Annotated in this window: 21 protein-coding genes and 5 pseudogenes; 9 read left to right on the forward strand and 17 right to left on the reverse strand. The window is 66.1% G+C overall.

Going from position 1 to position 26,497, the window contains the following annotated elements; all coding sequences use genetic code 11:
• Positions 1-816 precede the first annotated feature (816 nt).
• From WKC72_RS39295 to WKC72_RS39315, 5 genes are all read right to left on the reverse strand, one after another.
• Positions 817-2,694: an RNB domain-containing ribonuclease gene (locus tag WKC72_RS39295; RefSeq protein ID WP_370185224.1), complete on the reverse strand. Its 1,878-nt coding sequence runs from the start codon at positions 2,692-2,694 to the stop codon at positions 817-819.
• Positions 2,695-3,115: 421 nt separating this feature from the next.
• On the reverse strand, positions 3,116-3,616 hold the full coding sequence (locus WKC72_RS39300; protein ID WP_370185527.1) for a helix-turn-helix domain-containing protein: 501 nt from the start codon (positions 3,614-3,616) through the stop codon (positions 3,116-3,118).
• A gap of 183 nt (positions 3,617-3,799) precedes the next feature.
• Positions 3,800-4,615, reverse strand: a complete 816-nt coding sequence (locus WKC72_RS39305; RefSeq protein ID WP_370180542.1) for an ATP-binding protein — start codon at positions 4,613-4,615, stop codon at positions 3,800-3,802.
• Positions 4,612-6,348, reverse strand: a complete 1,737-nt coding sequence (gene istA / locus WKC72_RS39310) for an IS21 family transposase (protein ID WP_370181744.1) — start codon at positions 6,346-6,348, stop codon at positions 4,612-4,614. Before istA ends, WKC72_RS39305 begins: the two co-directional genes overlap by 4 nt.
• Before the next feature lie 217 nt (positions 6,349-6,565).
• Positions 6,566-6,733, reverse strand: coding sequence for a hypothetical protein (locus WKC72_RS39315; RefSeq protein WP_370185226.1), 168 nt, complete (start codon positions 6,731-6,733; stop codon positions 6,566-6,568).
• 691 nt (positions 6,734-7,424) lie between these two features.
• Here WKC72_RS39315 and WKC72_RS39320 point away from each other — a divergent pair.
• Positions 7,425-7,694 (forward strand): hypothetical protein, encoded by a 270-nt coding sequence (locus tag WKC72_RS39320; protein ID WP_370185228.1) that lies wholly within the window; start codon positions 7,425-7,427, stop codon positions 7,692-7,694.
• Positions 7,695-7,743: 49 nt separating this feature from the next.
• Here WKC72_RS39320 and WKC72_RS39325 read toward each other — a convergent pair whose 3' ends face one another.
• Positions 7,744-8,415 carry a PAS and ANTAR domain-containing protein gene (locus WKC72_RS39325; protein ID WP_370185230.1) on the reverse strand — a complete coding sequence of 224 codons (672 nt, stop codon included), beginning with the start codon at positions 8,413-8,415 and terminating at the stop codon, positions 7,744-7,746.
• Between the two features lie 252 nt (positions 8,416-8,667).
• Between WKC72_RS39325 and WKC72_RS39330 the strand changes: the two genes are divergently transcribed.
• The 3 genes and pseudogenes from WKC72_RS39330 to WKC72_RS39340 all read left to right on the forward strand — a co-directional run bounded on the left by WKC72_RS39330 (position 8,668) and on the right by WKC72_RS39340 (position 11,159).
• Complete coding sequence (locus WKC72_RS39330) at positions 8,668-8,823, forward strand: hypothetical protein (RefSeq protein ID WP_370185231.1); 156 nt, start codon at positions 8,668-8,670, stop codon at positions 8,821-8,823.
• Positions 8,824-8,986: 163 nt separating this feature from the next.
• Positions 8,987-10,140, forward strand: a pseudogene (locus tag WKC72_RS39335) (site-specific integrase).
• Positions 10,141-10,142: 2 nt separating this feature from the next.
• Positions 10,143-11,159: a hypothetical protein gene (locus tag WKC72_RS39340; RefSeq protein WP_370185233.1), complete on the forward strand. Its 1,017-nt coding sequence runs from the start codon at positions 10,143-10,145 to the stop codon at positions 11,157-11,159.
• A gap of 146 nt (positions 11,160-11,305) precedes the next feature.
• Here the strand turns inward: WKC72_RS39340 and WKC72_RS39345 are convergent.
• The 5 genes and pseudogenes from WKC72_RS39345 to WKC72_RS39365 all read right to left on the reverse strand — a co-directional run.
• Positions 11,306-11,578 (reverse strand): annotated as a pseudogene (locus WKC72_RS39345) (response regulator transcription factor); the annotation flags it as partial.
• A 350-nt stretch (positions 11,579-11,928) separates the two neighbouring features.
• Positions 11,929-12,072, reverse strand: a pseudogene (locus tag WKC72_RS39350) (lipoyl synthase); the annotation flags it as partial.
• The gene (locus tag WKC72_RS39355) at positions 12,071-13,774 is read right to left on the reverse strand and encodes an aldehyde dehydrogenase family protein (protein ID WP_370185235.1); all 1,704 of its coding nucleotides are present in this window, start codon (positions 13,772-13,774) and stop codon (positions 12,071-12,073) included. The gene WKC72_RS39355 and the pseudogene WKC72_RS39350, both read right to left, overlap by 2 nt.
• 10 nt (positions 13,775-13,784) lie before the next feature.
• Positions 13,785-13,916 (reverse strand): FAD-dependent oxidoreductase, encoded by a 132-nt coding sequence (locus WKC72_RS39360; RefSeq protein ID WP_370185528.1) that lies wholly within the window; start codon positions 13,914-13,916, stop codon positions 13,785-13,787.
• A gap of 70 nt (positions 13,917-13,986) precedes the next feature.
• A pseudogene (locus tag WKC72_RS39365) lies at positions 13,987-15,138 on the reverse strand (flavin monoamine oxidase family protein); the annotation flags it as partial.
• A 124-nt stretch (positions 15,139-15,262) separates the two neighbouring features.
• Here WKC72_RS39365 and WKC72_RS39370 point away from each other — a divergent pair.
• From WKC72_RS39370 to WKC72_RS39385, 4 genes are all read left to right on the forward strand, one after another.
• Positions 15,263-15,901 (forward strand): TetR/AcrR family transcriptional regulator, encoded by a 639-nt coding sequence (locus WKC72_RS39370; RefSeq protein ID WP_370185237.1) that lies wholly within the window; start codon positions 15,263-15,265, stop codon positions 15,899-15,901.
• 257 nt (positions 15,902-16,158) lie between these two features.
• Complete coding sequence (locus WKC72_RS39375; protein ID WP_370185238.1) at positions 16,159-17,505, forward strand: flavin monoamine oxidase family protein; 1,347 nt, start codon at positions 16,159-16,161, stop codon at positions 17,503-17,505.
• Positions 17,506-17,589: 84 nt separating this feature from the next.
• A complete protein-coding gene (locus WKC72_RS39380; RefSeq protein ID WP_370185240.1) occupies positions 17,590-18,096 on the forward strand; it encodes a nuclear transport factor 2 family protein in 507 nt (168 codons plus the stop codon).
• 283 nt (positions 18,097-18,379) lie between these two features.
• A complete protein-coding gene (locus WKC72_RS39385; RefSeq protein WP_370185242.1) occupies positions 18,380-19,984 on the forward strand; it encodes an AMP-binding protein in 1,605 nt (534 codons plus the stop codon).
• Between the two features lie 180 nt (positions 19,985-20,164).
• Here WKC72_RS39385 and WKC72_RS39390 read toward each other — a convergent pair.
• Positions 20,165-20,447, reverse strand: a pseudogene (locus WKC72_RS39390) (hypothetical protein); the annotation flags it as partial.
• A 475-nt stretch (positions 20,448-20,922) separates the two neighbouring features.
• Here WKC72_RS39390 and WKC72_RS39395 point away from each other — a divergent pair.
• On the forward strand, positions 20,923-21,459 hold the full coding sequence (locus WKC72_RS39395) for a PadR family transcriptional regulator (RefSeq protein ID WP_370185244.1): 537 nt from the start codon (positions 20,923-20,925) through the stop codon (positions 21,457-21,459).
• A gap of 176 nt (positions 21,460-21,635) precedes the next feature.
• Here the strand turns inward: WKC72_RS39395 and WKC72_RS39400 are convergent, their stop codons facing one another.
• The 5 genes from WKC72_RS39400 to WKC72_RS39420 form a co-directional block, all read right to left on the reverse strand.
• A complete protein-coding gene (locus WKC72_RS39400; protein WP_370185247.1) occupies positions 21,636-22,424 on the reverse strand; it encodes an enoyl-CoA hydratase-related protein in 789 nt (262 codons plus the stop codon).
• A gap of 115 nt (positions 22,425-22,539) precedes the next feature.
• On the reverse strand, positions 22,540-23,538 hold the full coding sequence (locus WKC72_RS39405; protein WP_370185249.1) for an NAD(P)H-dependent flavin oxidoreductase: 999 nt from the start codon (positions 23,536-23,538) through the stop codon (positions 22,540-22,542).
• A gap of 291 nt (positions 23,539-23,829) precedes the next feature.
• Positions 23,830-24,669, reverse strand: coding sequence for an NAD(P)-dependent oxidoreductase (locus WKC72_RS39410; RefSeq protein ID WP_370185251.1), 840 nt, complete (start codon positions 24,667-24,669; stop codon positions 23,830-23,832).
• A gap of 11 nt (positions 24,670-24,680) precedes the next feature.
• On the reverse strand, positions 24,681-25,046 hold the full coding sequence (locus tag WKC72_RS39415; protein ID WP_370185253.1) for a hypothetical protein: 366 nt from the start codon (positions 25,044-25,046) through the stop codon (positions 24,681-24,683).
• A gap of 6 nt (positions 25,047-25,052) precedes the next feature.
• Positions 25,053-26,462, reverse strand: a complete 1,410-nt coding sequence (locus WKC72_RS39420) for an AAA family ATPase (RefSeq protein WP_370185254.1) — start codon at positions 26,460-26,462, stop codon at positions 25,053-25,055.
• Between the last annotated feature and the right edge of the window lie 35 nt (positions 26,463-26,497).

The following is a 26,497-nucleotide window of genomic DNA, read 5'->3' on the forward strand; positions in this document are numbered from 1 at the left end:
TTAGCTTCTTTGCAGCAGTGTCGGCGGCCGCCCTCCCAGCAAGGTCCGCGGCTCCCGTCGTTCTTCGGTGGAGACGGGGCGCGGGTCGGGATCTCGGAATTCGCTCGAGGTGTGACATCGAGCGTGTGGGACTGAGCTGTAGAAGATGCACTCTCGGTGCCGGCGTTCGAGCTCCTACACGTTCGAAGTGGCCCACGTGGTCCTGCACGGGGCCGCCGCCAGACACTCAGTTCTCCCTGTGCCGAGCCGGGCCATACTCTCCAGCCACCGGTTCCCGGCCCGTATTCGTCGCCGAACCGCGACACATATTTTCACGGCTCGTCGATTCAGGTGGGGAGTGGGGGAGTGGCAATACAGTTGCAGTTCAAGAGGGATAAATAAGTTGTCAATGGGTGGGGAGCGAGGGGTGAAAAGCGGCACCGAAGCAGGTTCAAAGACACTCGATCAGGCCGGTAGCGCCGATGTCGGCGATGCCGGTCAGTCGCCGTCGACACCGCAATGCCGCGGTGCGGACACTCCCCTGACGCCTCGGTCGGACATCTGGCATCCATGCTGGCCTCGATCGCAGACCCGACCCGCTCTCGCCCGAACCGCGGTATGGGGTCCCTGCGTCATTCTGTACTCGGACCGAAGAGCGTCGGGATGTCGATGCTCGGATCGATCGACGGCGTTCTTGTCCGGGCCGCCACGAGAGTGCCGTCGCCGTTTCGGTCGGCGCGCCTCAGGGGCTGTTCGCTGGAGAGTGACCGGCAGCGGTTCAGCTGCCCCGGCGCCCGACTGGTGTTGCCGCGGTATCCACAAGACCGCGCGGCGCCATTACTGCCGGGCGAAGAGTGCCTCGACGAGCTCGGCTGCGGATGCGGTCTTCGCCGCGGTTTTCGCGGTCGCGTCGGCGGTGGCGGTGTGGCCGGCGAGGTGCACAGTGGCGGTGAAGCGGGGTGCGTGCGCGGGTCCGTCGGTGCGGATCTCCCATTCGGGTGAGGCCTGATGGTTGTTCTGGGCGAGGCTCATCAGCCAGGCGATGGGGTTGGACAGGGCCTTGGATTTTTTCGCCCCGTCCAGGTTCAGTACGGTCAGCGTGGTCGTATCGTGCGGCGGCCGGGGGATGACCGGACCGGGATCCTCGGACGCGGGCGGGGCAGGGGGTTGCGGGTTCTGCGGTGCCGCAGGCCATTCGGGTTCCGGTTCGGGGTGGTCGGTGCCGGTCAGCTGCGCGCGCAGTCCGGCCCAGAGGGCTGCCTGTTCGGCCGGTTTCTTCGCGGCCGCCGTGGCCCACGGCCCGCGAATGTTCAGGTGGGTAGCGCGGGCGGCGAACAGTGGGTTGTGGTCGGCACCGTTGCGCCGGATCTCCACGTCGGTGAGCGGTTGGTCGGGGTGGGCTTGCCGCCACACCGACACCACGCTCGGACCCATCTCCGGATGGGTATCAGCGAGGGTGTCCAGGACGCGGAGTTGAAGGGGAAGCCAGCTGGGCTTGGCGGCGTCGATCAGGACCGCGACGTCCGGGGCGGTCAGCAGGTCGGCGTCGACACGGCGGGCGAGCTCGGCGGCGAGTTCGGCCCGAAGTGGTCCAGTGGCTTCGGCTTTGAGGACCTTGTGGAATCGTCGACTGTCGAGGGCGGTGAGATCGGCGGTGGCCGCCTGTTCGGCGACGATGCGTTGGTCGGCGTGTTTGAAGTGATTCTTCTTCGCTTCCCGGGCGGCGCGGTTGCGCCGGTTCAAATCGGCGCCGAGGGCAGCCAACTGATCCGGGGTGTAGGGGGTGGGGGAGTGGTCGAGGTAAGCGAAGATGATCCGCTGGTTGATCAGGTCGGCCACCCGACGCAGCGGGGAGGTGACATGGGTGTAGGCGCTGAGCCGTAATCCGTAGTGGCCGTGGACCGTCGGATCGTAGGTCGCGGCCCGCAGCGTCGACAGCAGGCGGCCGCGTAGTTTCGCGAACAGGTCCGGGTCCCCGGCCGCGGCGGCGATCTCATGCATCAGCTCGTCGGTGCTTCCGGCGACCGGGTTGGGCCGGTGATTGCGGAACAGGATCGGCAACCCCCGCTCCACACACCACAACGCCACTGCCTCGTTGGTCGCGATCATCAGCTCCTGCACGATGACGTAGGCGACGGTCCGCAGTTCGGCGGCGATCGCCACGATGGCCCCGTCCTCATTCGCTGCCCAGCCGCGGGTGAGGTCGTAGAACGCGAGGGCACCGCCGTTACGCCTAGCGGTCAGCAAGACCTGGGCGGCAGCATCCGCCGCGGCCAACTGGGGGTGCAGCGGATGTGCCGGGTCGGTCATGATGGCGGGCACCTCGGCGTGATCGACCGCCACACACCGACCCGACGCGACCTGTCCACGCCCGACGGTGACGTCGACCAACTGCCCGTCGGTGGTGATAGTGCCGGAGACCCGCAGGCTGGTCCGCACGGCTTCGGCGGTCAGGGTGGCGGCCTGTTCCGCCGTCTCGCCGAGCATCGGAATGGTGCGGCTGCGCAGGTACCGCGTCTCCGCCCGCAGGAACGCCTGCTCGTCGGCGACCGACCCAAGCCCGACGACATCGGCCACTCCAGCGATATGAACCTCGACCGCCCACCCGCGGCCGTCGGCCCGCGGGACGACGGAGAAGGCGTCGTCCCGGTCCCGTGCATGCTGCGAGTCGATCATCAGCAGCGTCGACATATCGGTCGCTTTCGAAGATGTCATAGTCGCCGTACCCCCTTTTTGGTTCTACAGCACTTCGACGATAACTAATCTCCACCTGGCGCGTCGGCGACGCGCCTGTAGGCGCATCACCTGCGCGTCCTTGAAACCGGTTTCAGGTATGTCATGTTCACCGCGATGAACAACGGATGAAACGAACACTGATCGTTATTGCGGTCCGGACAAAGAACTATCCAGAATGAGAATCTGCCCCGGGCCCGGCGGCTCGATCCCCTCCACACCAACGACACAGGCACTCCCAGGACGCGACATCAAGCGCATGTGCCTACCAATCGGCCGCGCGCACTCGCTTCGGTAGTTCACCAGACAGAGGCTCACCGACTGTGGTCCCGTTCGCCCACGCCGATCCGAACGACCAAGGACGCCGACTCCTGCGCACCGCCGTCAGTGTGGGAAAACCGGTTCAGTGTGCGGTGAAGTCTTCGTTCCGGCGGAATCCTGATCGGTTGCTGTCGGTTCCGTGATCTACTGTGACTGTCGCGACGAGCAACGGGTCGCCACTCACTGCCCAGACCAGTGATGATCCGTCACCGTCCTGATCTACGGGATCCCGCGGATTGGTGTGTAGCGGCCTGTTTTCTTGAATCGGCGCCACCAGCTCGTCAGGCCGGTGTCGGCCGCAATAAGCCGCGATGTAGTCGTTGTCGCACGTCTCCCCGATCTCATGGTGCCTGTCACGCGCCGACCAAGTGCGATCCCAGGCGCTCGCGACGCCCTCGACACTGATGCCGTACGCCCTGCCCATCGCGTGTAGCCAGTCGTTCGACGGCTCTCGCCGACCTTTCACTGCCTCTTGCAGCACGGATGCTGACACCCCGATGAGCTCAGCCGCACTGCGTTGGTTGAGGCCGGCGGGGGTTCGAATAGCAGAACTGGGACGCCCCCCAAACCGACATCGACCGATGGCTGGCCGCCGGCGCCCCCTCCCGCCGACGCCACCGCGACTCCATCCGCCGGACGAACACCCGCCACCTCACCACCTCCACGTCCCCCTGGCCTGGCCGCGAAGGCCTCGCCGCACACCTCTGTCGCTTGCCAGGTTGATGGGACCACCTCGTTGCCACGAGCATGGGACCACCCGAAGGTGTCATCGAGCATCGACCTCGCCTTCTGAACTGTCAATGGCACCACGCCCGGGGCGGGTGCGTTGCCGGTAGGACGGGCCCTCGATGACGAGGGTGTGCGCCGCGGAGGTGAGCCGGTCGATCGCCGACTGCGCGAGCAGGGCATCGGTGGTCATCGACAGCCACTCATCAGGGGACCTATTTGAGGAGACGATCGTCGCCTTGCGACGATGGCGCTCCACGACCAACTCGTAGAAGTCGTTGGTCTCGGTGGCGTCCAGGGGGCGAAGCGCAAAATCGTCGAGGACCAGGAGATCGACGGTGGCGATGCGCCGCATCTCCGCCTCGACCGAGTTGTCGAGCCGGGCGGCGCGCAGACGGGCGAACAGCTTGTCGGCGCGGGCGCAGAGCACCGTCATCCGGCGCCGGATCGCGACGTGCCCGAGAGCGGTCGCCAGGTGCGTCTTGCCGACCCCGACCGGTCCCAGAACCAGAACCGAGTGGCCGGCCTCGGCGAACCGCAGCGAGACCAGATCTGAGAGCAGGGATCGGTCGTAGCGGAGGTCGTCGAGCGCGTTCCAGGTGTCGATTCGCATCGACTGATCCAGACCGGCTTTCGCCGACCGCAAAGCCGCCGAGCGTGATTCCCGCCGTGACACCTCGTCGGCGAGGAGCAGTTCCAGGAATGCGACGTGGCTGAGTTGGTGCTGGCGGGCCAGGGCGAGTCGCTCGGGCAGGGTGTCCTTGAGGGCGCCGAGTTTGAGGGCCTTGAGAAGGGTGATCAGGTCGGCGCCGATCGGATCGACCGGGCCGGAAATGGGTGCGGGTGGGGTGGTCATCGTGGCTCCTTCGGGTCGGTGTTGCCGCCGGCGATCACCGTCAGATGCCCGGTCCTCTCGGTGGCGACGCCGGTCCCGGCAGTGGCAGGGGTGGTCCTTTCGGTGGCAACGCCGGTCCCTGCAGTGGCGACAGTGGTCCCAGAAGTGGCGGGGCCGGTCCGGTCGGTGGCGAACTCGGCGGGGTCGCGGGTGAAGCGGGACGGGGCCGCCGACCCGGCGGCCGGCAGCAGCGGCGTGGTGGTCTCGGTGGCGCGTTCGAGCATCGAGGCGATCTTGCTCACCGACACCACATCCAGATCCAGCGCCGTGCTGCACGCAGCTTCGACCGGGCCGGGCCCGTAGCGGCGGACCAGTCCGAGCAGCCGGTAGACCGCCCGCATCCGGATCCAGGGCAGCGGATCGTCGAGCAGCCTTTCTGCGTAGATCCCGACGCCGCGGCCGTGCCCGGCGCAGGTGCCGATCAACCGGTCCAGGTCCCGCATCGCATACCCGACCTTCTCGGTGGGCAGGTCCTCCGGGTCGGTGCTGCGCCCACCGGCGGGCTGGCGCGGGTGCACCTTCACCAGGGTTCCGCGGGCGTAGAACTTCACCAGCGCACTGTCCGCCCGCACCTCGAGGATCGAGCCGATCCACTGTCCCGGGATCGAATACAACGCCTTGGCGACCTCGGCATGAAAGTCGCGGTGCACCTTGATCTGTTTGAAGATCGGCACGTCATAAGTTGGCGGGACGGGCAGCAGCATCGGCGCCTCGTCCGCGTCGAACACCTCGAGCGGGCGGGCGGCGGTGGTGCCGTGAGTCCGCATCCCGGCGGTGTCACGGCACCACGCTTCGGCCCGCCGTTGCGCCTCCGCTAGATCAGCGAATTCCTCACCGGCCCAGTAGTTCCCGCGTACATATTGAACGGCTCTTTCGACCCTAGGTTTGTCTTTCGGGGACCGGATCCGGGCCGGGTCCGTCACGAACCCGGTGTGCTGGGCGTAGTCCAGCCAGCCCTGCGACAGCCGCGGATTGACCGCGTCCGCCTCGGTGACCACCGCCTTCAGATTGTCCGGGATCAGGACCTTGAAGACACCGCCGAAGAAGGTCCACGCCGCTTCGCAGCCGGCGATCACCGCCGCCAGGGTCTGCGAGTACGTCAGCCACACGAACATGTGCCGCGAATACACGGCGGTGAAGATCAGTGCGTGCACCTTGCGGCGCCGACCGGTCTCCGGGTCGGTCAGATAGCCGAGGTAGCCGAAGTCGATCTGGCATTCGCTGCCGGGATCGCCATCGACGACCCGGACGGTGGTGTCCCTGCGGCCGAAACCGCACCGCTCGGTGGCGAATCGGTGCAACGTCCGATACGGCACCACACAGCCCTGACGGGCCAGCAGCGTGTCGATCTTGGTGATCGTCAGCGGCGGATGGTTCCCGTCGCCGGCCACCCACGCGGTGATCTGGTCCTCGAACCCCAACAGCCGATCCCAGGCGGACCCGTGCCCGCTCGGTCGGGCCGGGCGCACCGCCTCGATCACCGCACCGATCAGCCCGTCGTCGAGCGCCTCGACCCCGTCGGTGCGCTGCAGCCCCGCGGCCTGGGCGGCCTCGACATACCGCCGGGCGGTCTTGCGGTCCACCCCGCAGTGCGCCGCGATCGTGCGCAGCCCCGGTGGCCGCGACCCGGGCACCCCGAGCCAGACCCGGAGCACTTCCTTGACTTCGTTCACGTTGACCTCCCGAAAAGCCATGCCCGTCCGCCTTCGTGACCGGGGAAACCGACACGACGATCAAACGAGCGATCCGGCGGGACTTCGGCGCGACGCGCCGGGTGGTCCCATGACTGGCAATCCGAGTGGTCCCATGAGGGTGGCAGAAATCAAGTCAGACCGGTCCCATGCTCATGGCAGGCGACAACCTCCTAGACGAAGCCAAACGATGGGCATCGGCTCGGCTAGGTGAACTCACTCAGAAGTAGTCGGCGGGTGTCGTGTAGTGAGCAACGTGACGCTCGACATCGAACGGTTCCCACTCGGGATCGCAGAAGGCCGCCGCATCCAGCCGATAGTGCACGCGACACCGTTGTGCCAGATACTGCTCGCCGACATCCTCAGGCAGCGGACCGTAATAGGCCACATTTCTGCCGGAGACAGTTGTAGGCACGTATGGCGCGACTTGCCCCTTATCCCACACCGCGTTACGGCACCTGCGTCCTTGAGCTGTTCGTCCGATGCACTGCCCAGCCAGGTAGTAAACCGGGAACGAAAACAGACGCGGCTCCCCGTGGACGGTGATACACACCGGATAGTTCGGGTCCAGATCGGCCAGTGAAGGTATGCGATCCGGGAGAGTCCTGACCGGTGGCGTATCCCTCGTCATCGAGACTATCTGCCGCGGTGGCGTCGGGCCGCGACGTGGGCCGGACTTCTTCTTGCGAGTTTTAGATGTCGGCACTAGGCCAAACTTACACAGCCGGACAAACCGATGCGGCTAGTGGTGTGACCAGCTCGATCGGCGTCTTCGCCGGCATTAAAAGTTCCGGCTCAGCCCGGGCAACTATGGCCGCCGGAGCGGCAACGTAATGCAACCGTGTGTCTATACGACTTCGCAACCGCTATCACTCATGGTTCATGCGGGATCACTGCTGTAAAAAAACATTTACGCAACGTCTCTCTTAAAAGCGCAGGTGAGCGTACTTTTTGCTCTGCAGAGCATCGCGCAGCGCCTCGAACACGGATGTCGTGCAGGTGGGGCGGAGGTATCCGTGATGTGCCGGCATCGGGCGGCGTTCGGTAACAGCACAGTCGGTGATCGCGAAGTTGATCTTGTGCGGACACTGATACTGATCGGAACGGCCCTCGGACTCGGCGCGGGCCTGGTGTGTACCAGCCTGTTCGCCTGGTGGCTGTCATACCCGGTGCACGTCTACACCGCCAGCTACGAACCGCTCGGCTCCGACGAGACCACCGGGCGCATGGAATCGGTGAATCCCATCCCGTTTCTCGCGGCCGGCCTGATAGTCAGCGCGGTTCTCGGAGCGATTTCCGGCTTCATTGCCGCCCACCGCGGCTGGCGGCTGACACACCACGGTGCGTGATCTCCGGTGTGTCGAAGCGGATGTCCCAGTCTCGTTCCCGTTCTGCGGTTTAACGACGCCGTCCGCGGGACCGCGGTCTACACCGGGCGCCGGGCGCCTCGTGGGCGGTGAGCAGCAGGCGATCGAACTGCGTGCGCAGACCCACCCCGGTCTCGCACTGACCGAAGCCGGCGACGATCAGTTCGGCGAGGATGCGTAGCCGGGTGTTGGTCTCCTGCGAGCGCCAGATGAGGACGTCGAACGCCCGGTCAGCGGGAATGCCGTAGACCAGCATCAACGCACCCTTGGCCTGCTCGATCACCGCCCGCGACTCCTGGAGTTCGGCGACCGCCTCGTCGACCGACTCGTTCACCTCGTCACGGTAGGAGTCGGAGAGGTCGATGTAGAACCCGGTCGTCCCGATCACCGCGCCGGTGTCGTCGCACAGGCGGTCCCCGACCACGACGACCTGGTGAATCTCGCCGGCGGTGTCGATGATGCGGTGTTTGCTGCTGAACGGTTCGGCGGCGCTGATCATCCGGTCCAGGACCCGCGCGACGTGCGGATGGTCCTCGGGGTGCTTGTGGGCGAGCAGCAGGTCGGTGGTCGGGACGATCTCGCCGGGCTGGTAGCCGTGCATCCGGGCGACGGCATCGGAGCATTCCCACCGCTGCCCGTCCAGCAAGAACCGGAAACTACCTACCCGCTGCGGTTCCCCACCGAATACCTGCTCTGAGTTCACGTCCTAATTTCTAGCGCATCGCGGTAGCCGGGGAGTTGCCGTGGTCCGCGGCCGCAGACGGCCTCCCGCCGCGCCGCGACTCGGAGGCGCAGCGGGCGTCAACTGTGCTGCGACAGGTGGGTTGGCGTCGACAGTGTCGGTGATGTACAACCTTCACTACAGAAAATGTGAAGCGGGTCACACCACTGTGACGACGTGGCACACCAACCGGGTGTGCCGAGTCCGCGGACACGATTGGAAGGCAGGGCGCGCATGACCACAGCCTCGATGATTCCGGCGTCTTCGATCCCCTCGCGGCCGCCGGTGCGGCGCAGCAGCGGCGGCATGAGCACCGCGGAGATCAAAGCGAGGATCGAGGCCATGTTCGCCGACGACCGCCGACCGGTGAGCACGACGGGCCCGCGCTGACACCACAAGGGGGACAGGATGAATGTGCTGCTTCTCCTGGGTTTGCTGATCACCGCCTTCGCTGCCGTGTTGGCGATGCAGACCGACGAGCGGTCCGGCTCTCGGCACTGACCGGCGCGTCATTGGTGGTGTCGGTGACCGTGGGTAGATTCCCGGTGTGACGATCGAGGTAACCGCCAGCACACCCGCAGGGTCGAGTCCCGATCGTTCGTGGGGTGCGGTTCCGGAACTGTCGGAACAGTCGGTGGCGCAGATCGCCGGGGCGCTCGAGGCATCACAATCGGCGGGCACCCGCCGTGTCTACGCCTCGGACTGGCGCCGCTTCCGCAGCTGGTGCCACACCCACGGCCACCCGTCGTTGCCGGCGCATCCGGCGACCGTGGCCGCGTATCTGGTCGACGCCGCCGACACCCTCACCGACGCCGGGGAGAAGGCGTACTCCCCGTCGACGCTGAACCGGTGGGTGTCGGTGATCGGGCACTACCACCGCACCGCGCACCTGCGAAACCCGTGCACCGAGACCCTGGTGGCCGCCACCCTGTCCGGTATTCGCCGCACCTACGCCACCAACGGCGACCGGCCCCGCAATCCCCGGGCTCCGTTGCTGGTCGACGACATCGTCACCATCGTCCGATCCGCCCGACAAGCTGTTACCGGCTGGGCCACCGAGGTCCACGAACGCCGCGACAGCGCGCTGCTGTTGATGGGATTCGCCGGCGCGTTCCGGCGCAGCGACCTCGTCGCCCTGCACTGCGGGGACGTGACCGTGCACCGCCTCGACGGGGTGCACGTGCGGTTGCGGCGGTCCAAGACCGACCAAGAAGGCACCGGCACGGTGCGGGCGCTGCCGTTCACCACCCACCATCACAGCTGCCCACCGTGCGCGTACGTGCGGTGGGCGCAGGTCGTCGCCGCATACGATACCGCCGGCCGCCCCGGGGTGATCCGGCTGCTGCGCACCGACCACCCTTCGAGAACCATGTCTGCCGATCGGCGTTGCCGCGCATGCGCGCCCGGGCACCGTTGTTCCGGGCGATCGCCAAGAACGGCAACCTCTCCGACACCGCGCTCTCGGGGGCGTCGGTGCACGCGGCGATCCGCCGCCGCGCCGCCGCGGCCGGTTACGACGACAATGTGGTCGCGCAGCTCGGTGGGCACTCGCTGCGTGCCGGGTTCGTCACCCAGGCCTTCCGCAACGGCGCCGACGCGCACGCGATCATGCGACAGACCGGCCACACCAACCCCGCCACGGTGGAGCTCTACGCCCGCGAACACGCCCCCCTGGTCGGGAACGCCGTCACCGAGATCGGCCTTTGAGCATGTACGTCGACGCCGCCACGATCACGGCAGGAGTGGGTGACAGCCCACGACTGGTGGTGCCCCGCCGGTACCGGCACGACTGGGAACTGTTCGCCGACTGGTGCGCAGCCTGCGACCACCGGGCACTACCCGCGCACCCGTCCGCGCTGGCGGAGTTCCTCGCCGACCACCCGGCCGCCGACGGGACGCAGCGTCGTCGCGTGACCGCGATCAATGTCGTCCACACCAGCGCCGGGTCGCCGGCGCCGGGACGCGCGGAGACGATCCGACAGCTACTCAGCACCGCGCGCGCCGTCCGGCTGGCCCGGGTCGGGGAGCGGGTGGCGCAGGTGGTGCCACGGCTTCCGGTCACCGGGTGGCCGGGCGGGTTGTTCGGCCGCCGCGACGCCCTCCTCCTCACGTTGGCCGCCGCTGGTCTGGGGTTCGAGGAGATCGCCCGGCTCCGCTGCACCGATGTCACCGCCGAGCGCGACGCACTGGTCGTCAAGGTGGGGGAGGGCTGGGTGCATGTCACCGCCTCATCCGGTGTCGAACCTGTTGTTGTGTATCGGAACTGGGCGGAGGTGCTCGGCTTTCTGGACCGCTATCCGAGCACCCAACTCCTCGCCGGCCGCCTCGACAAAGACGCGAGCCTGTCGGCGTTCGCGGACAGTGCGCGCCGCGACGACCAACCGCTGCTCACACCCATCGATCGATGGGGACATACCCCCTTCGATCCGACCCCGCTCACCGGGCACTCCGTCGCCGCCCTGGCCCGGGAGCACCTGGCCGGGCAGGCGCCGGAACACAAGCGGCCTCCGGCAAGGCGGCCCACGACGCTGTCACACGAGAAGGCGCCGGTCCCGGTAGTGGTCGACGTCGAACTTGACCAGGGTTATTACGACCGCGGCATCGCCGCTCGCCGAAACGCCCACACCCACCTCGAAAACGTCACCGACATCCTCGACGGCATCGAAGGCGAAGCCGACAAACTCCTCGCCGAGCTGCTCACCATCCTTGACCCGGAACGAAAGTGACTGACAGAGAAGGAGTCCGAAGCTGGCGACGGGTACGATCACTGAATTGACCTGGCCGAGTGCGCACAAATCATGCGACACGGAGCGATGCTGTTCTGACTCGATGCAGCAGGTGTCCTGTAGGCCCGGAGTCGTCGGACGCGCTCTTAGAAGATTGTGTTCTGTGCTTGCGTGATCCACGCCGCGATCTGCGCTCGGGAGGTGAATCCCAGCTTGTTCAGGAGGTGTTCGACGTGTCCCTGTGCGGTGCGGGGCGAGATCGTCAGGCGGGCGGCGATCTCCTTGTTGGTCAGTCCCTTGGCGATCAGTTCTGCGACCTCACGCTCGCGTTTGGCCAGTCGGGTCGATGAACCCGCGGTTGTTGTCGGGTGGGGGCGCTGGTCGCCCAGTGCATAGGCGATGGCGGCGTCAAAGTCGAGCCCCCGGTGGCAAAGACTTGTAGCGCTGAGTGACGTTCGGGATCCAGGTGGCGTGCGGCCGGGCTGTTGAGTATCCGTGCGAGCCGGGTGAAGTAGCCGTTGGGTGTCAGTCCGAATTCGACCAGTACATCGTCGGTCGATCCGCCCTAGGGAAGCCAGCGCAGGGCATGCCCGAGTATCCGGATATCGTCGACGCTGGATGGGATCGGGTATTGGACCGATTGAACGCAGGTTCCACCAGTGGAGGTTGGTTCTCCGCTCCTCGGGTGCCCGGTTGCGAGTACCGCATCGGGGTGCATGTCAACCATCTGTTCGTTCTCCGTTCTCCAATATTGTCTTCCGTCCTTCTTTGCGCGCTCGTGGAGGTGCCCGGCTCGACAAGATGAGCGGACGAGCGGTCCGGCCATCACCCCGGCGAAGCCGAGTTTCTCGGCTGCTACGGCGTGGTCGTCGAGCTCCGCCGGCTCTACCGGCTTCCGGCGAGAAGAACTCTTATCCCCGAAGTGCCGATGTGATGATTCCTGGCAGTTTTCTCCACGCGGGATGTGCGGTGAAGGCGGTGAGTCGTCGTGCGGTGGTGGCGGCGGTGCGGTTGGTGACGAACCATGGCGGTCGTGGCGAGATGGTGGGTTGGCCGGTGAGGATGGAGCGGGGGAAGGGTCGGAAAGGTCCGCGGACGATGGTGCGTTCTGTGTGGTCGAGGAGGAGTCCGTTGTGGACTATGCCGATGCCGCTCTGGGCGTCGTCGGGGCTGTGGCCCGGGAATGCTCCCCAGGTGGCTCGGGCGGTCAGGTATCCGACGCCGGTCCATGCGTTTATGGCGATGGTGCCGTAGCGCAGGTTGGTGAGTGCGTGGGTGAAGCTGTCGCCGAGGTGACGGATCGTGTGTGGGTGCGCGATGATGTTGGCGCCTAGGGTGCCGGTCAGTCGCTGGTTGGCGAAATCAACTGCTCTGTTGAGGAATTGGCGGCAGTCGCCGGGCAGGCTGGTGATCACGAGTACGGGTGCGAAGTATTCTTCGTCGAACGCGGCGTCGTGGGTTGTCGAGTCCAGTTCGACGAGGATCCGGTCGCCGTCGCCGCTGCGTTCGGCGGTGGGGTGATCGTCGAGCGCCGCTGTGGTCCGGTCATCGCTACCGGGATAGTAGGCCGGGCGGGTGACGGCCTTGGCGTAGGCGGCACGCACTGCGGTGAGGAACTCCTCTTTCTGCGTCCAGTCGTCGCTGATGATCAGCACCTGGGAGGCGACACAGTTGTATCCGTTGTTGTGCAGCTTCTGGGTGACGATGTGTTCGGCTTGGTAGGCGAGGTCGCGGGTGGACCATCGTCCGGGGACGACGATGGTCGGGGACACACCCCCGAGTTCACTGGTGATCGGTTTGTCGAGGAGGCGTTCGCCGCGAACCTTCCGGGCTTGGCCCTCGTCGCCGGGACCGAACACGATGGCGTCGTGGGAGGTGATGCTGCCGGTGATGTGCACGTGTGTCACCGCGGGATGGGTGACCGCGGCCGCGCCGACCTCGACGCCGCCGGTGACGATCTTCACCAGGCCGAGCTCGATGAATCGGGCGAAGACCCTTTCCAGCACGGGGAGCAGGGGGTCGGTGACCGGGTTCAGTTTGAGCAGGACCACCCGGTTGTGGGCGAACAGTTGGTAGAGCGCGTCCAAGGGGGCGATCGAGAAGATGTTTCCGGCGCCGAGGACGACTCCGATACCGCCAGTCCAGGCCGGGGTTCTCTGGGCGAGCCCGGCGCCCTGGCGGAACTCGTCCATCGACACGCCCGGTCGCGACCACACCTCGGCGGTGAAGCCGTTGAGCAGGAGACGGTCGAACAGAGTGTGGGGCAGGACCCGGACCGCGATCCGGTCGTCTGGGGCGGTGGTGAGGTGGTAGCCGTCGAGGGGGCTGCCGCCCTCCTCGAGGGCGGTGAGCGAGGCAGACAGGGCGGCGACGCCGCCGAGCAGTGCGTAGGGGCCGCTGAGCCACTCTTCTCCGACGAGCGGCGAGTGGGACGGTAGTTGTTTGATGCGGCAGGCGACGTCGATCCATTCCTGAGCGTGTCGGTGGACAGCGTCGGTGAGCGCGCCGAGCAGGTCGATGCGGTCACGCGGTGACAGTGTCGCCCACACTTTTTCGCCATGTTGGAGTTGTTCGACGAGGGTGTCGAGGGGTGCGGTGTGTTCGGTGGTGGTCATTGGTCGTGCCTCACGAATCCAGTTGTGCGAGTATTTCGGTGGCGGCTCGGCGGCCGGAGCGGACTGCTCCGTCCATGTATCCGTTCCCGACGTCGGAGGTTTCCGACCCGGCCCAGTGCAGTGGTCCGACGGGTGCGTACAGGGCGGCGCCGTACTGGGTCCAGACACCGGCCCCGAGTCGGCCGCCGTAGCAGCCGGGTGTACTCCTCGGCCATCCAGTCCTGTTCGAGGTAGTCGATGGGTTCGCCGGCGTCGGGCCCGAAGAGCTTCACCACCGTCGCCACGACGGAGGCTCGACGCTCGGCGTGGGTCCAGCGCGCAGCGCTTCGGGCGTGGGCGTCTTCGAAGAAGCCGACGAGGACACCGCACGAGCCATCGGTGGGCAAATTGTCCAGGGTGACACTGAGTTCGTCGTCCAGGCAGAAGGCAAACCCGTTGAGTCCCGATTCCCGCCAGAACGGCGTCGGGTAGGCGATCTGAACCTTGATCACCGATCCCATCGGGATCTGCCGGGTCAGGCCGTCGCGGGAACCCGGAAGCGCGGGCCGGTAGCGCAAACGTCCGGCCAAGGTCGGGGGGATCGCCACGATGGCCCGCGCAGCGGTGACGCTCCCGCCGTCGAAATCGACCCGAACGCCCTCGTGGTCGTGGTGGGTGATGGTGTGCACCGGACTGTTCAGCCGGATCACCTCGTCGCCGAGGTCGGCGGCGAGCCGCTCGGAGATCTGGTGCGTGCCGCCGACGACGCGCAGCTCCTGGGCGCCGCCGGTGGTGTCGAGGAGGCTGTTGATCATGCCGCCGGACTTGATGTAGAAGAGGAAGTGCAGCGACATCTCGGCCGGTTGGGCGGAGAACAGGGCGGGCACGACCGCGTCCCAGAATGCCAGCGCCTCGGGGTTCTCGGTGTGGGCGCGCAGCCATTCGTCGAGCGTCCGTCGGTCCAGCTCGGCGGCATCGGGCGAGGCCCAGGGTGAGGACAGCGACACCGTGCCGGCGAATGCCTCGAGCTCGTGCTGGAGCCGGCCGACTTCTCCGGCGGCGTCATCGGAGAGGCCGAAGGTCTCGTCGGAGTACCGGGTGGCCGTTCCCTTGTAGAGGGTGACTGCGGCACCCTCGTCGTAGGTCGGGAACGTCTCGAGTCCGAGTTCGCGGACCAGCTCGAGCACCTCGGTCTGGGTCCGGCCGATCCACTGTCCCCCCATCTCCACCGGGACGCCGCCTGCCAGGTGTCCGCCGAGGTTGCGCCCCGCGACCCGGTCGCGGGCTTCCAGTACCCGCACGCGGCGTCCGGCGGCGGTCAGAGCCCTCGCGGCCGTGAGTCCGGCGAGACCGGCGCCGACCACGACCACATCGAAATCCGCCATCTCGGTTCCTCCATAAAAGCCGGTCGGTTGTCCGACAGTAATCTAGGTCACCGCGTCATACTGTGCAAGAGTGAAATCGAGTCGGCGGGTGACATCAGGTCGGCGGTGAAATCAGGAGGAAGCGATGGCGTACGTCAAGGCGGCAGAACGCGAGGAACAGATCGTCGCGGCGGCGATCGCCGAGTTCAGCGACAACGGCGTCCCCGGAACCACGCTTCGGGCCGTCGCCACGCGGGCCGGCATTCCCCTGGGCACGCTGCACTACATCTTCCCCAGCAAGGACCGACTGCTTCGTGCGGTCATCACCACGGTCATCGACGAGATCGCCGAGGCGCTGCGCGCCGAACTCACGGTCGACAAGGGCGTCGAACACGCGCTGCGCCACGGCGTGGGCAACTTCTGGAACAAACTGGTCTCGAACAGAATCGGGCTGCAGATCATGCAATACGAGCTGCTGACCTACTCGCTGCGCAGCGACACCGACGGCGACCTCGTGCAGATGCAGTACGAGCGGTACAGCGCCCTGGTCACGGACTTTTGCGAGCAGGCCGCGCAGGCGGCGGGCGAACGCTGCGCCGTCGGCTTCGACACCCTCGGCCGCATCGCGCTGGCCCAACTCGACGGACTGATTCTGCAGTACATCGCCAAGCCCGACACCGACCGTGCACGCCGCGATCTCGATCATGTCCTCAACATGCTGGTGCTCTACGCCGACCCTCAGCCGGTCGCGCGCACGAAAGCGCTTCGATCGGAGCCCGCCTGATCGCCGCCGCCACCCGAATATGCCGAATTCCTTGCGGTCGCGCGAATCACTCTCTAACGTAACTCGTACAGCTGTCCGACTTGGTTTGTGATCGAGGGGAATCCCGGTCACGATCGGCGCGAGTCTCGGACAGACTGACAAAGCGCTCGACGGCGTCGAGCGCACGACTTCGATCGGCCGCAGCGAAGTAGTCCGGATCTGTTCCGACCGGCTGCCCTCGTTCGCGTCGCTCGATCGGCAAACCTCGGAGTAGTCCCATGGCGCAACACACCCCGCAGCGCACCACCGAACACAACACGACCGTCGCGATCGTCGGCGCCGGTATGGCGGGTCTGATTGCCGCACGAGCCCTGCATCGGCAGGGCATCGACGTGCGCGTGCTCGAGTCCGCAGATCGAGTCGGCGGCCGGATGATGGCCGAGACATCCGCGTTGGGTTCGCGGCTCGATCTGGGCGGTCAGTGGGTCGGCCACAGCCATCACCGGTTCTCGGCGCTCGCCGCTGAGCTGGGAGCCACGGTGTTCGCGATGCACACCCCCAAACGACCCGGGATCGTCCACGACGGCCACCCGGTTCCGGTGCTCAGCGCGGCGACCGCCGCGGCCGGTGCCGCACTGCTCGCCGTGGAGCTCCGCGCGAAGCTCCGGGTCCCGGAGCGGTGGAAGTCGACGACAGTGGCGGACTGGCTGCACAAGGTGCCCTCGGCCACGGCGCGCCGCCTGCTCGAGGTGTTCGTCGAGGTCTCGACCACCGCCGACCTCGACCGTTTCACGATGAGCGCGTTCGCGGCCATGGTGCGCTACCAAGGAGGCCTGTCGACGATGCTGTCGACGAAAGGCGGCGCTCAGGACAGGTTGATCGTCGAGGGTGCGGGCACGCTCACCGACAAGCTGGCCGCAGGACTGGGTTCACGGGTGCTGACCAACAGCCCGGTGACGGCGATCCATCGCGGCGATCGGGGTGTGGTGGTGCAGTCACCATCCACCGTCGTCCGGGCGTCCAAGGTGATCATCTGCCTACCACCCCCCATGCTGGCCACCATCACCTTCGATCCACCTCTTCCGCCCGCCCGCGCCCGTCTGGTCGACGAGACGTGCATGGGGTCGGTGTACAAGGCCATCGCCGTCTACGACCAGCCGTTCTGGCGTGCGACGGTCGATGCCGAGTTCGTACTGCTGGACAGCCCCGGCGGCGCAGTCTTCGACACCTCCCCACCGGACGGTCCCGGCCACCTGTGCGTGCTCATCGGCGGCCGAGAAGCCCGCACGCTCGATCTCCTCGACGAATCCGCTCGTCGACAGGCGGTCATCGGCGCACTCGCCACCGCCGTCGGCTCACCCTCGATCCTCGAGCCGAGGAGTTGGCACGAGAAGTCCTGGCAGCTCGACGAACACGTCGGCGGCGGATACTCCGCCCTGCCCACCGTCGCCCACACCGGCGGGTTCTTCCCGCTGCCCTCGGACCCGACCGACAGCACCCTGTACTGGGCCGGCACCGAAACCGCAAGTGAGCACGCCGGATACATCGAAGGTGCCATCGAATCCGGTGAGCGAGCAGCCCGTCAAGTCATCGGCACCCTGCCGCCACAGCACCCCGGTAGCTGACCACCTGCCGTCACCTCCACCCGCACCCGACGTCCACCTGCACACCGGTGGCGCGCACCCTGCCGAACCAGGACGGATACGCTCGTGAACACCCCCACCGCATCTTCCCCGCAGCACATCACCGGCGACCCCACCGACTTCGCCGCTCAGGTAGAGCGGATCACCAACGAGGGCCTTCTCGAGGAATTGCTCGCGTTGTACGCCCCCGATGCCGTCGCCGACTGGATCATGGACGGCGCCCACGACAGACACGAGGGCATCGCGGCCATCCGGGACGCAGCCACGGAACTGTTCACGGTGTGCACCGCGCTTCGGCTCCGGGTCCGCAAGACCGTGGTGTGCGCCGGTTCGGACACCGTCGTGATCACCTGGACAGGCGGATTCGCCGATGCCGATCGTCAAGTCGGAACAGAGATTTGGACCTATCGCGACGGACTGATCGTGCACCACCAGATGCATTCCTATCTCGATGTCCGCGCCAGCTCATCGCCAGTCGCGACACTGCGGCTGCTCACCGTCGCCCCGAAGGTAGTCGTCACCCTGGCCAAGTACCGCCTGCAGCGCACCCTGAACACTCGCCGGCAACGCTGAGACCCGCACCCCACTTCTCACCTGATTCCGCACCGCGTGGCACCCCGGCCTCGGTATGCCGCGCGGTCACCTCGCTGCTCCCACCTGCACCAAGGAACGCCCACTATGTCAACGAACAGCCCCGTAACAGGGCTCCCCACACCCGCGGTCACACGTCAGATGGACCGGCTAAATCTACGAAGGCGCCAAAGACGCCAACGAAATTCAACATGGGTCCGCGCCCGACTTATTCTCGGTCGAGACATCACCGGATAACTGACCCGAACCTGCACCTGGAGGTGTCATGAGCTTCACAAGTCCCTTTCCCGACGTCGAGATCCCGGAACTGAGCGTCTACGACTTCCTGTTCGGCTCGATCGCCGAGGCGGATCTCGATCGGATCGCGCTCGTCGACCCGAGGTCGGGTGCGCAGACCACTTATCGGCAACTAATCGGGCAGATCGACGCCGCGGCCGGTGCGTTCGCCGCGCGCGGCATCGAGGTAGGCGACGTGGTCGGCGTCCTCGCACCGAACATCCCGGCGTTCGCCACGGTCTTCCACGGCATCCTGCGCGCCGGTGGCACCGCGACGACCATCAACGCCTTGTTCACCGCGCCGGAGATCGCCAAGCAGCTGACCGACTCGAAGGCGACGATGCTCGTGACCATCTCGCTGATGGCCGAGCAGGCCGCCGCCGCGGCCAGGCAGGCCGGTATCCCCGACGAGAACCTGATCGTCCTCGACGGCGAGGGGCAGGAGAACTCGGGCCACCCGAACGCGGTCGACCTGCTCGGCGCGCAGCTGCCGGCGCCGCAGATCGGCATCGACCCGGCAACCCATGTGGCCGCGCTGCCCTACAGCTCGGGCACCACCGGCAATCCCAAGGGCGTGGCCCTGAGCCATCGCAACCTGGTCGCCAACGTCGCCCAGATCACACCGATCCAGGGCATGACCCCCGACGACGTGGTGATCGCGGTGCTGCCGTTCTTCCACATCTACGGCATGACCGTGCTGCTCAACGCGGCGCTGTACAACCGTGCGCGGCTGGTGATCATGCCCAGGTTCGACCTCGTCGAGTTCCTGGAAAACATCCAGAACTACAAGGTCACTTACGCCTACATCGCGCCGCCGGTCGCGGTGGCGTTGGCCAAGCACCCGATCGTCGACCACTACGACCTATCCTCGCTACACACGATGTTGTCGGGCGCTGCACCGCTCGACGACGAGCTCGGCAAGGCCGTCGCCGAGCGGCTGAACCTGCACATGCTGCAGGGCTACGGCATGAGCGAACTCTCGCCGGTCAGCCACCTCATCCCGTTCGATACCCGCACCGCACTGGGACGTGAAGACCCGCCGCTGTCGTCAACCGGATGGGCGATCCCGAATACCGAGAACAAGATCGTCGACCCGGCAACCGGAGCGGAGGTGCCGTTCCCCAGCGAGGGCCTCTCGGACCCGGGCGAGCTGTGGATCAAAGGCCCCAACGTGATGCTCGGGTACCTCGACAACGAGCGAGCCACCCGCGACACCATCGACGACGACGGCTTCCTGCACACCGGAGATATGGCCCAAGTCGACTCCGAGGGTGTGGTCTACATCGTCGACCGAATCAAGGAGCTCATCAAGTACAAGGGCTACCAGGTGCCGCCCGCCGAGCTCGAAGCGCTCCTGCTGACCCACCCGAAGATCGCCGACACCGCAGTCATCGGCATCGTCGAGCAGGAGACCGGCGAGGAGATCCCGAAGGCCTTCGTCGTGCGCCAGCCCGCCACTGCCCTCACCGCCGATGAGGTGATCGAGTTCGTCGCCGACCAGGTCGCCCCGCACAAGAAAGTCCGCGCTGTCGAGTTCATCGAGCAGATCCCCAAGTCCGCTTCCGGCAAGATTCTCCGCAAGAACCTCCGATGAAACCCGGCGAACCACACGCCCCGTGAGGAATCACGTCCCGGCGAACCGCTGGTGCCGTGGTGTCGACCCCGCCGACCGACCGACACCACGGCTCCTCGCGTAGGACACGGTCTTTCGACTCACTTGGGGCAGTCGTCCGGTTGCTCCCGACGTCGGGCCCAGGGCCGTGTCGACACACTCCTACGCCGTCCGAAATCCAAGCCGGTCAACTGCCTCCTCGATGACGCCATGGGCAAGGGGATTCGGTGTGTGCAGTGGGTCGGGTCTGCCGGTCAGGGGTGGTCGGTCAGCTGCTCTCCGAGGAGTGCCAGACCGCCGCTGTGCAAGGTCATTCCGGTGATCGATCCGACCAGGACGATCGTCTTGTCGGACACGATGAGAACGATCGTCGAGGCGGCAACGTGATCGGCACGGAATTTCACACTCCGCGTCCCCGCTCCCACAGCTCCTGCGGCGTGAGCTCTGAGAGGGTCACCCACGCCGCATGCCCTGAACGTCCGACGATAGCGATCAACCGCTACGCAACAGGCCTACGCACCGGCGGCCTGCGCGGTGATCAGGACAGTCTGCTGCCCGCCCATGGGAAGACCAAGAATCCGCTCGGCAGTGTGCATACCCAAGCGGGACTGTGAGCCAGGCCCCGGACCGCCGCGGCATAGACGTGCATCACAGTCATTCTGCTGCGCTGCGCCCTAGCAAATCGCCAGGTCAAGCCGGGAGGATGACTGGGAATCCGCATTCGCCGACGAAAAGTGTTTGTCAACAACGGCCGTCACTTCATCGCGGGCCTGTCGATTGAAATGGAATCCCGCTCGCTGGGCCCAATCACGTGCCTTTGGCCGCCTGCGCCACCTTATGCAACCTTATGTATAAGGTGGTGCGTCAGAGCGGCGTCGTTGCGTTAGCTGCGAGATTAACTTGTGAGAGGAAGGTGTGCGATGTCGCTGCCCCATGCCATCCTCACTGCATTGATTGAGAAACCGTCGTCCGGGCTCGAGCTGGCGCGGCGATTCGATCGATCGATCCGGTACTTCTGGTCTGCCACTCACCAGCAGATCTATCGGGAACTCAAGCAGCTCGAACAGGCGGGTCTGATCCGTGCGCGTGACGAAGAAGTAGTCGCGCAAGGGCAACGGAAGACCTACGAGGTACTGGGACCAGGGCGCGAGGAACTCAAACGATGGGTCTCGGCCGCACAGGATCTGAAGCCGACACGCGATCCCATGTTGCTGCGTGTACGGGCCGCGGCGGTTGTGGGCGTAGACGGGCTCACCGGCGAGCTCGAACATCATCTTGCGCAGCATAAACGACAACTAGAGGAATACCTCGAGATCGAGCGACGCGATTTCGTCGACTACACAACTGCTGAGACGAGACTCCAGCATCTCGTCCTTCGTGCCGGGGTGGGTCTCGAAACGTTCTGGATCGAATGGCTCACCGTGGCGTTGGACACGGTGCGGGATGTTGCCCCTTAACTCGGCCGCGGCGGCTGTATCCAGTTCGAACCACGACGGCGGCTGACAAATGCAGGAACAGCGGCGCCGACGGCGCCTCAACCGGTAGTGGATGCCGACGCACTAGAGCGCCGGCGACGTCCCCCATGCTCGGCGAGGCCGCCACCCATCGTCGAATCCGACCCCGCGGTTGGGCACTAGAAGCCCTCGAAAACCGGTTTGCGTTTGTCGAGGAAGGCTTCGACCGCCGTTCTGTGATCGCGGGACTCCCCCGTCAGGGTCATCAGCGAGGCCTCGAACTCGAGGGCTCCGTCGAGTGGCGCGGTAGAAGATAGATTGACCGCGGCCTTGATCGAGGCCAACGCCAGCGTCGGCCCGACAGCCAGTTCCGCCGCCGCCTTACCCACGGCCTCGGTGAACGATTCATCGTTGACCACCGTGTGAACAAGGCCGAGCCGCAACGCCTCAGCCGAATCGATAACCCTAGGGCGCAGGAGCAGATCGAGCGACGCCGCTCGCCCGATGATGCGAGGTAGAGTCCACGAGATTCCGGTATCACAGGACAGTCCGATCCCTGCGAAGGCCGTGGTGAATTTTGCGGACTCAGTGGCGATGCGGATATCGCAGGCCAAGGCCAGGGACAACCCGGCCCCTGCCGTAGTGCCATTGATTGCCGCCAGAACCGGCTTCGGCATGGTCGCGACTGTTCGCATGATCGGGTTGTATTGCTGGCGCACTAGATCCCCCAGATGCACTCCGCCCGGTGCGGCGTGAGTCTCGCCCAGGTCCTGTCCGGCGCAGAACCCTGCTCCGGTTCCGGTGATCACCACCGCGCGCACCTCCGGGTCCGCCCCAGCCGCCTGTAGGTCTGTTAGCAGATGCGTCTTGGTCTCCACGTCCAGGCTGTTCAGCTGGTCGGGCCGATTCAGTCGGATCGTCGTGATGCCACCCGCGGAGAGGGTCTCGATCACGAGGTTGCTAGTCATCCAGTTCCTTATCTGTGATGCGGACCCCTTGAAGGTGAGAATCCAGGTCGTGTCCGTTGGTTACCTCTAGGTCGAGGTCCGCGACTTCGCCGGCGCCATCGCGATGTCGCCCAGATCAGGAGGGCTGGGCAACCAGATCGGGGGCTGGAGTTGTGTTTGCCAGCGCCTGGACGGCATCGTCGTACTGCCGCCTCAAGAGCGCAACAAGATCGGCCACTGTGAGGGTTTCCTTGATTGCGCCGATTCCTTGTCCTGATCCCCAGATGTCCTTCCATGCCTTTGCACTCGTGTTTCCGCCGGAACCGAAGTTCATTGCCGACGGGTCGGACTCGGGAAGGTTGTTCGGGTCCAGCCCGGCGGCGACAATACTGTCGCGCAGATAGTTGCCATGCACACCAGTGAACAGGTTGCTGTACACGATGTCTTTGGCTGTGGAGTCCACGATCATCTGCTTGTAGTCAGAGAGGGTGTTGGACTCTTTGGTTGAAAGGAAGGCTGAGCCGATATATGCGAGGTCCGCACCGGCGGCTTGCGCGGCGAGAATGGAGCGTCCATGGGCAATTGCGCCCGACAGCATAAGCGGTCCCTCAAACCACTCGCGAATCTCCTGCACAAGCGCAAAGGGCGATTGGGTGCCAGCATGTCCCCCCGCCCCGGCGGCTACGGCGATGATGCCATCGGCACCTTTTTCAATCGCTTTGCGGGCGAACTCATTGTTGATGACGTCGTGGAGAACGATTCCGCCGTAGGAGTGGACAGCCTCGTTGATCTCCGGGCGCGCACCAAGCGAGGTGATCACGATAGGAACTTTGTGCTGCACGATGACATCCATGTCGCGCTCAAGACGGTCGTTAGAGCGGTGGACGATCTGGTTGACAGCGAAGGGCGCCACAACGGCATCCGCGTTCGCTGCCGCATACGCCGCATTCTCTTCGGCGATTCGGTCCAGCCAGTCGGTCAACATCGAGGCGGGGCGAGCGTTCAGAGCTGGGAACGAACCGACCACTCCGGCCTGGCATTGAGCGATTACCAGCTCGGGGCCCGACGCGATGAACAGCGGCGAGCCGAGCACGGGTAACGAGAAGCGGCCAGAAAGGGCAGCGGGCAAAGCCATTGGGGGCTCCTTCGAGAGTCTGTGTCCTGCGGCTGATCGCGCCGCGCGGGGTAGCTAGCAGGAGGGTATTGTGATCGTGCCGATTATGCAATAAGTTGCAAAAAAGGAGTCGGGCTCACCGCCCGAGTGCGCGGCAGCGATGGAGGCGGTCACGGCGCGGAAGTAGTGCGGTCGATCCGGCCGAACCCGTTGTTGCCACGCGAGTTCCGACTACTGATTAGTGGCCGCTACGCCCGCCTGGCCTGTTTTGGGTACCCGCAGTGCTTGACGGTGACCGGCATAGTGCTCTGCTCAAAGCACGGTGACCTGCGAGTAGATCGAGTCGGCACCGTGCCCGTTCGCCTGAGCGAGCTCCAGGTTGTGCATGTTGGCGGTCATCAGCGCGGCGCGGGCGCCGCCCTCCAGCATGCTGTCCCGCCACGACTTCACCGCCGCCAGGTAGACGTCCAGCGTCACTTGATCGGTGGTGAAGTCCTCTGCCTCGACGGCATCGAGTGCCTCCCGCAGCACTTCGCCTAGCAGGGTCACGTAGTAGTCGAGAGAACTGCGCAGGACCGACGGATCCGCTCCCGTGTGGGCGACGAACGCGATGGCCTCGAGGAATCCGCCGAGCGCGATGTTGTGGAACGCCCCGGCCATCGCGGCGTCGAGGGCGTTGGCGGTCCCCGGCTTTTCCCCGACGTACACGGCGCCGCCGCCCAGCGCGAGCATCACGGGTTCGACCGTGTGCCAGGCGGTGCCCGATCCGCTGCAGTTGAGCAGTGCGTGTGCGGTGCCGATGTCCTCCGGATAGGCCTCGACCGCGACGTCGAGGTAGTTCGCGCCCCAGTTCGCGGCGCGGCCCGCGAAGCTCTCGGCCTCACTGGGCCGGCCGGTGGACATGTTGACGAGCGCCCGGCCCTTCATGGCGGCGGCATGCGGTGCGAGCAGGTCGGTGGTCTGCTCGTAATCGAGCAGTACTGTCAGGATGGCGTCGGCATCGTCGAGGGCGCCGCCCAGGTTCTCGTGCGCGACCGCGCCGTGCTGTTCCAGGTGACGGGCCCGTTCGTACGTGCGGTTCCAGACCGTCACCTTGTGTCCCTGCTTGAGGAGGTGCCGCGCTACGGCGCTTCCCATGAGGCCTGTACCCACGACCGTGATTCTCACGGCCGACACCCGCCCAGGATCGCGGTGACGTGCGCGTTGATTGGCGTCATGATCGCGGTGTACGCCTGCTCGACTCCGGGTACGTGCAGCGCGACCGTCGAGACCACACGGTGCTCTACCGCACCGAACGCGGTCAGGTCGGCCTCCACGGCGGAAAGGCCACCGGGATAGGCGGATACGAGCGTGCAGACGAGGGCGGTGAGCGGGTCCTGCTGCGTGGCGGTGGGTGCGGTCGCAGGCCGTGCGGCGGGCTTGGCCGGTGTCGGTTGTGGTGGCGATGCCGGTTCCGCCGCGGCGATGCCGGGTAGGGCGAGTGCGGCACACGCGCCGAGGGCGACGACGGTGGGGGCGAAGAGTCTCATGATGTCCTAACGGATTCGTAGGGTGTGCGATGCGAGGTTGATCAGCGGGATTGCCGTCGCGCAACGCCGCGTCAGGGCGTGGATCGCGCGGAGGGGATCGCCGCAGCCGGTGCGGAGTCTCGCCGCCGGAATCCCGCTCCACTGGGCCACGACGACTGCGACGTCTTCGGGGGTGACTGCATCGTGCGCGACCCCGGCTCTGTCCATCCGGATGCGTCGGGACGCACAAGCCTCGTCGAGCAGGTCGATGGCCTTGTCGGGCAGGAGCCTTTCGGGGATGTAGCGGTCGCTGAGGTCCACTGCGGCGTCGAGCGTCGATGGGAGGATGGTGAGATCGTGGTGCTCCTCGTAGCGGGGACGGAGGGTCGCGAGCATGATCCGTGCCGACCCGCGATCCGGCGCCTCGACGTGGACGGGTTGGAATCGACGTTCCAATGCGCCGTCCTTCGCGATGTGCGCCCGGTACTCGTGCGAGGTCGTTGCACCGATGGTGCGGAGCAGACCGCGGGCGAGGGCGGGCTTGAGCATGTTCCCGGCATCGAGCGAGCCCTCCGCAGCCCCGGCGCCGACAATGGTGTGCAACTCGTCGATGAACAGGATGATCGAGGAACCTGAGTTCCGAACCGCGGAGAGAACGGACTGTAGCCGCTCCTCGAACTGTCCTCGATACTTCGCGCCGGCGATGAGGCGTCCCATATCGAGCTCGATGATCCGACGGTGGCGCAGAAGTCGCGGGACGTCGCCCGCGACGATGCGTTGGGCGAGCCCCTCAACGATCGCCGTCTTGCCGACACCGGGGTCGCCGACGAGAACAGGGTTGTTCTTGGTGCGGCGGGACAGGATGTGGACCAATCGGACGATGTGACCGTCGCGGCAGGCGATGGGATCGAGCTCGTTTGCGGCTGCGGCTGCCGTCATGTCGCGCCCGAACTCGGCGAGCTCAGGGGCGAGAGCGACCGGGTCCCACGGTAGGTTCCGTGCGATGCGGGGCGTTGTCGCGGCGTCGAGGTGAGCGCTGACGGTCGTGCGGGATATCTCATGGACGTGCAGAACCGTCGTGTAGGAAGCTCGGTCGAGCGCGCCGGCGAGGAGCAGATGAGCGAGAGCGACGGCGTCATCGCCGCGGCGCACGGCCTCGTGCGCCGAGGATCGAAGCAATGACGTGCCGTTCCCGGCGGACGAAACGTTCCGGCCCTCTCGGCGGAGGTGCTCCTCAAGGTCGAGGATCACTGCGCCGAACCGCCCTGCCCAGGGCGCCCGGTCGTCGGCCTCGCCGCTCGCCCGACTCAGTACGGCGATGAGGACATCGACGGCGGTGAGTTCGGGCAGAACGGATTCGTCGAGCGATGATGCTATGTCGGGGGCCAGGGCCAGGGGCAGGGCGAGGGACGCCGCTGGATCGGACGAGCTGGTCATGGGAACTCCTGTACGTCGCGCTCGAGTCCGACTCG

It is taken from the genome of Rhodococcus wratislaviensis, from assembly GCF_041228765.1.
GTDB classification, from domain to species: domain Bacteria; phylum Actinomycetota; class Actinomycetes; order Mycobacteriales; family Mycobacteriaceae; genus Rhodococcus_F; species Rhodococcus_F wratislaviensis.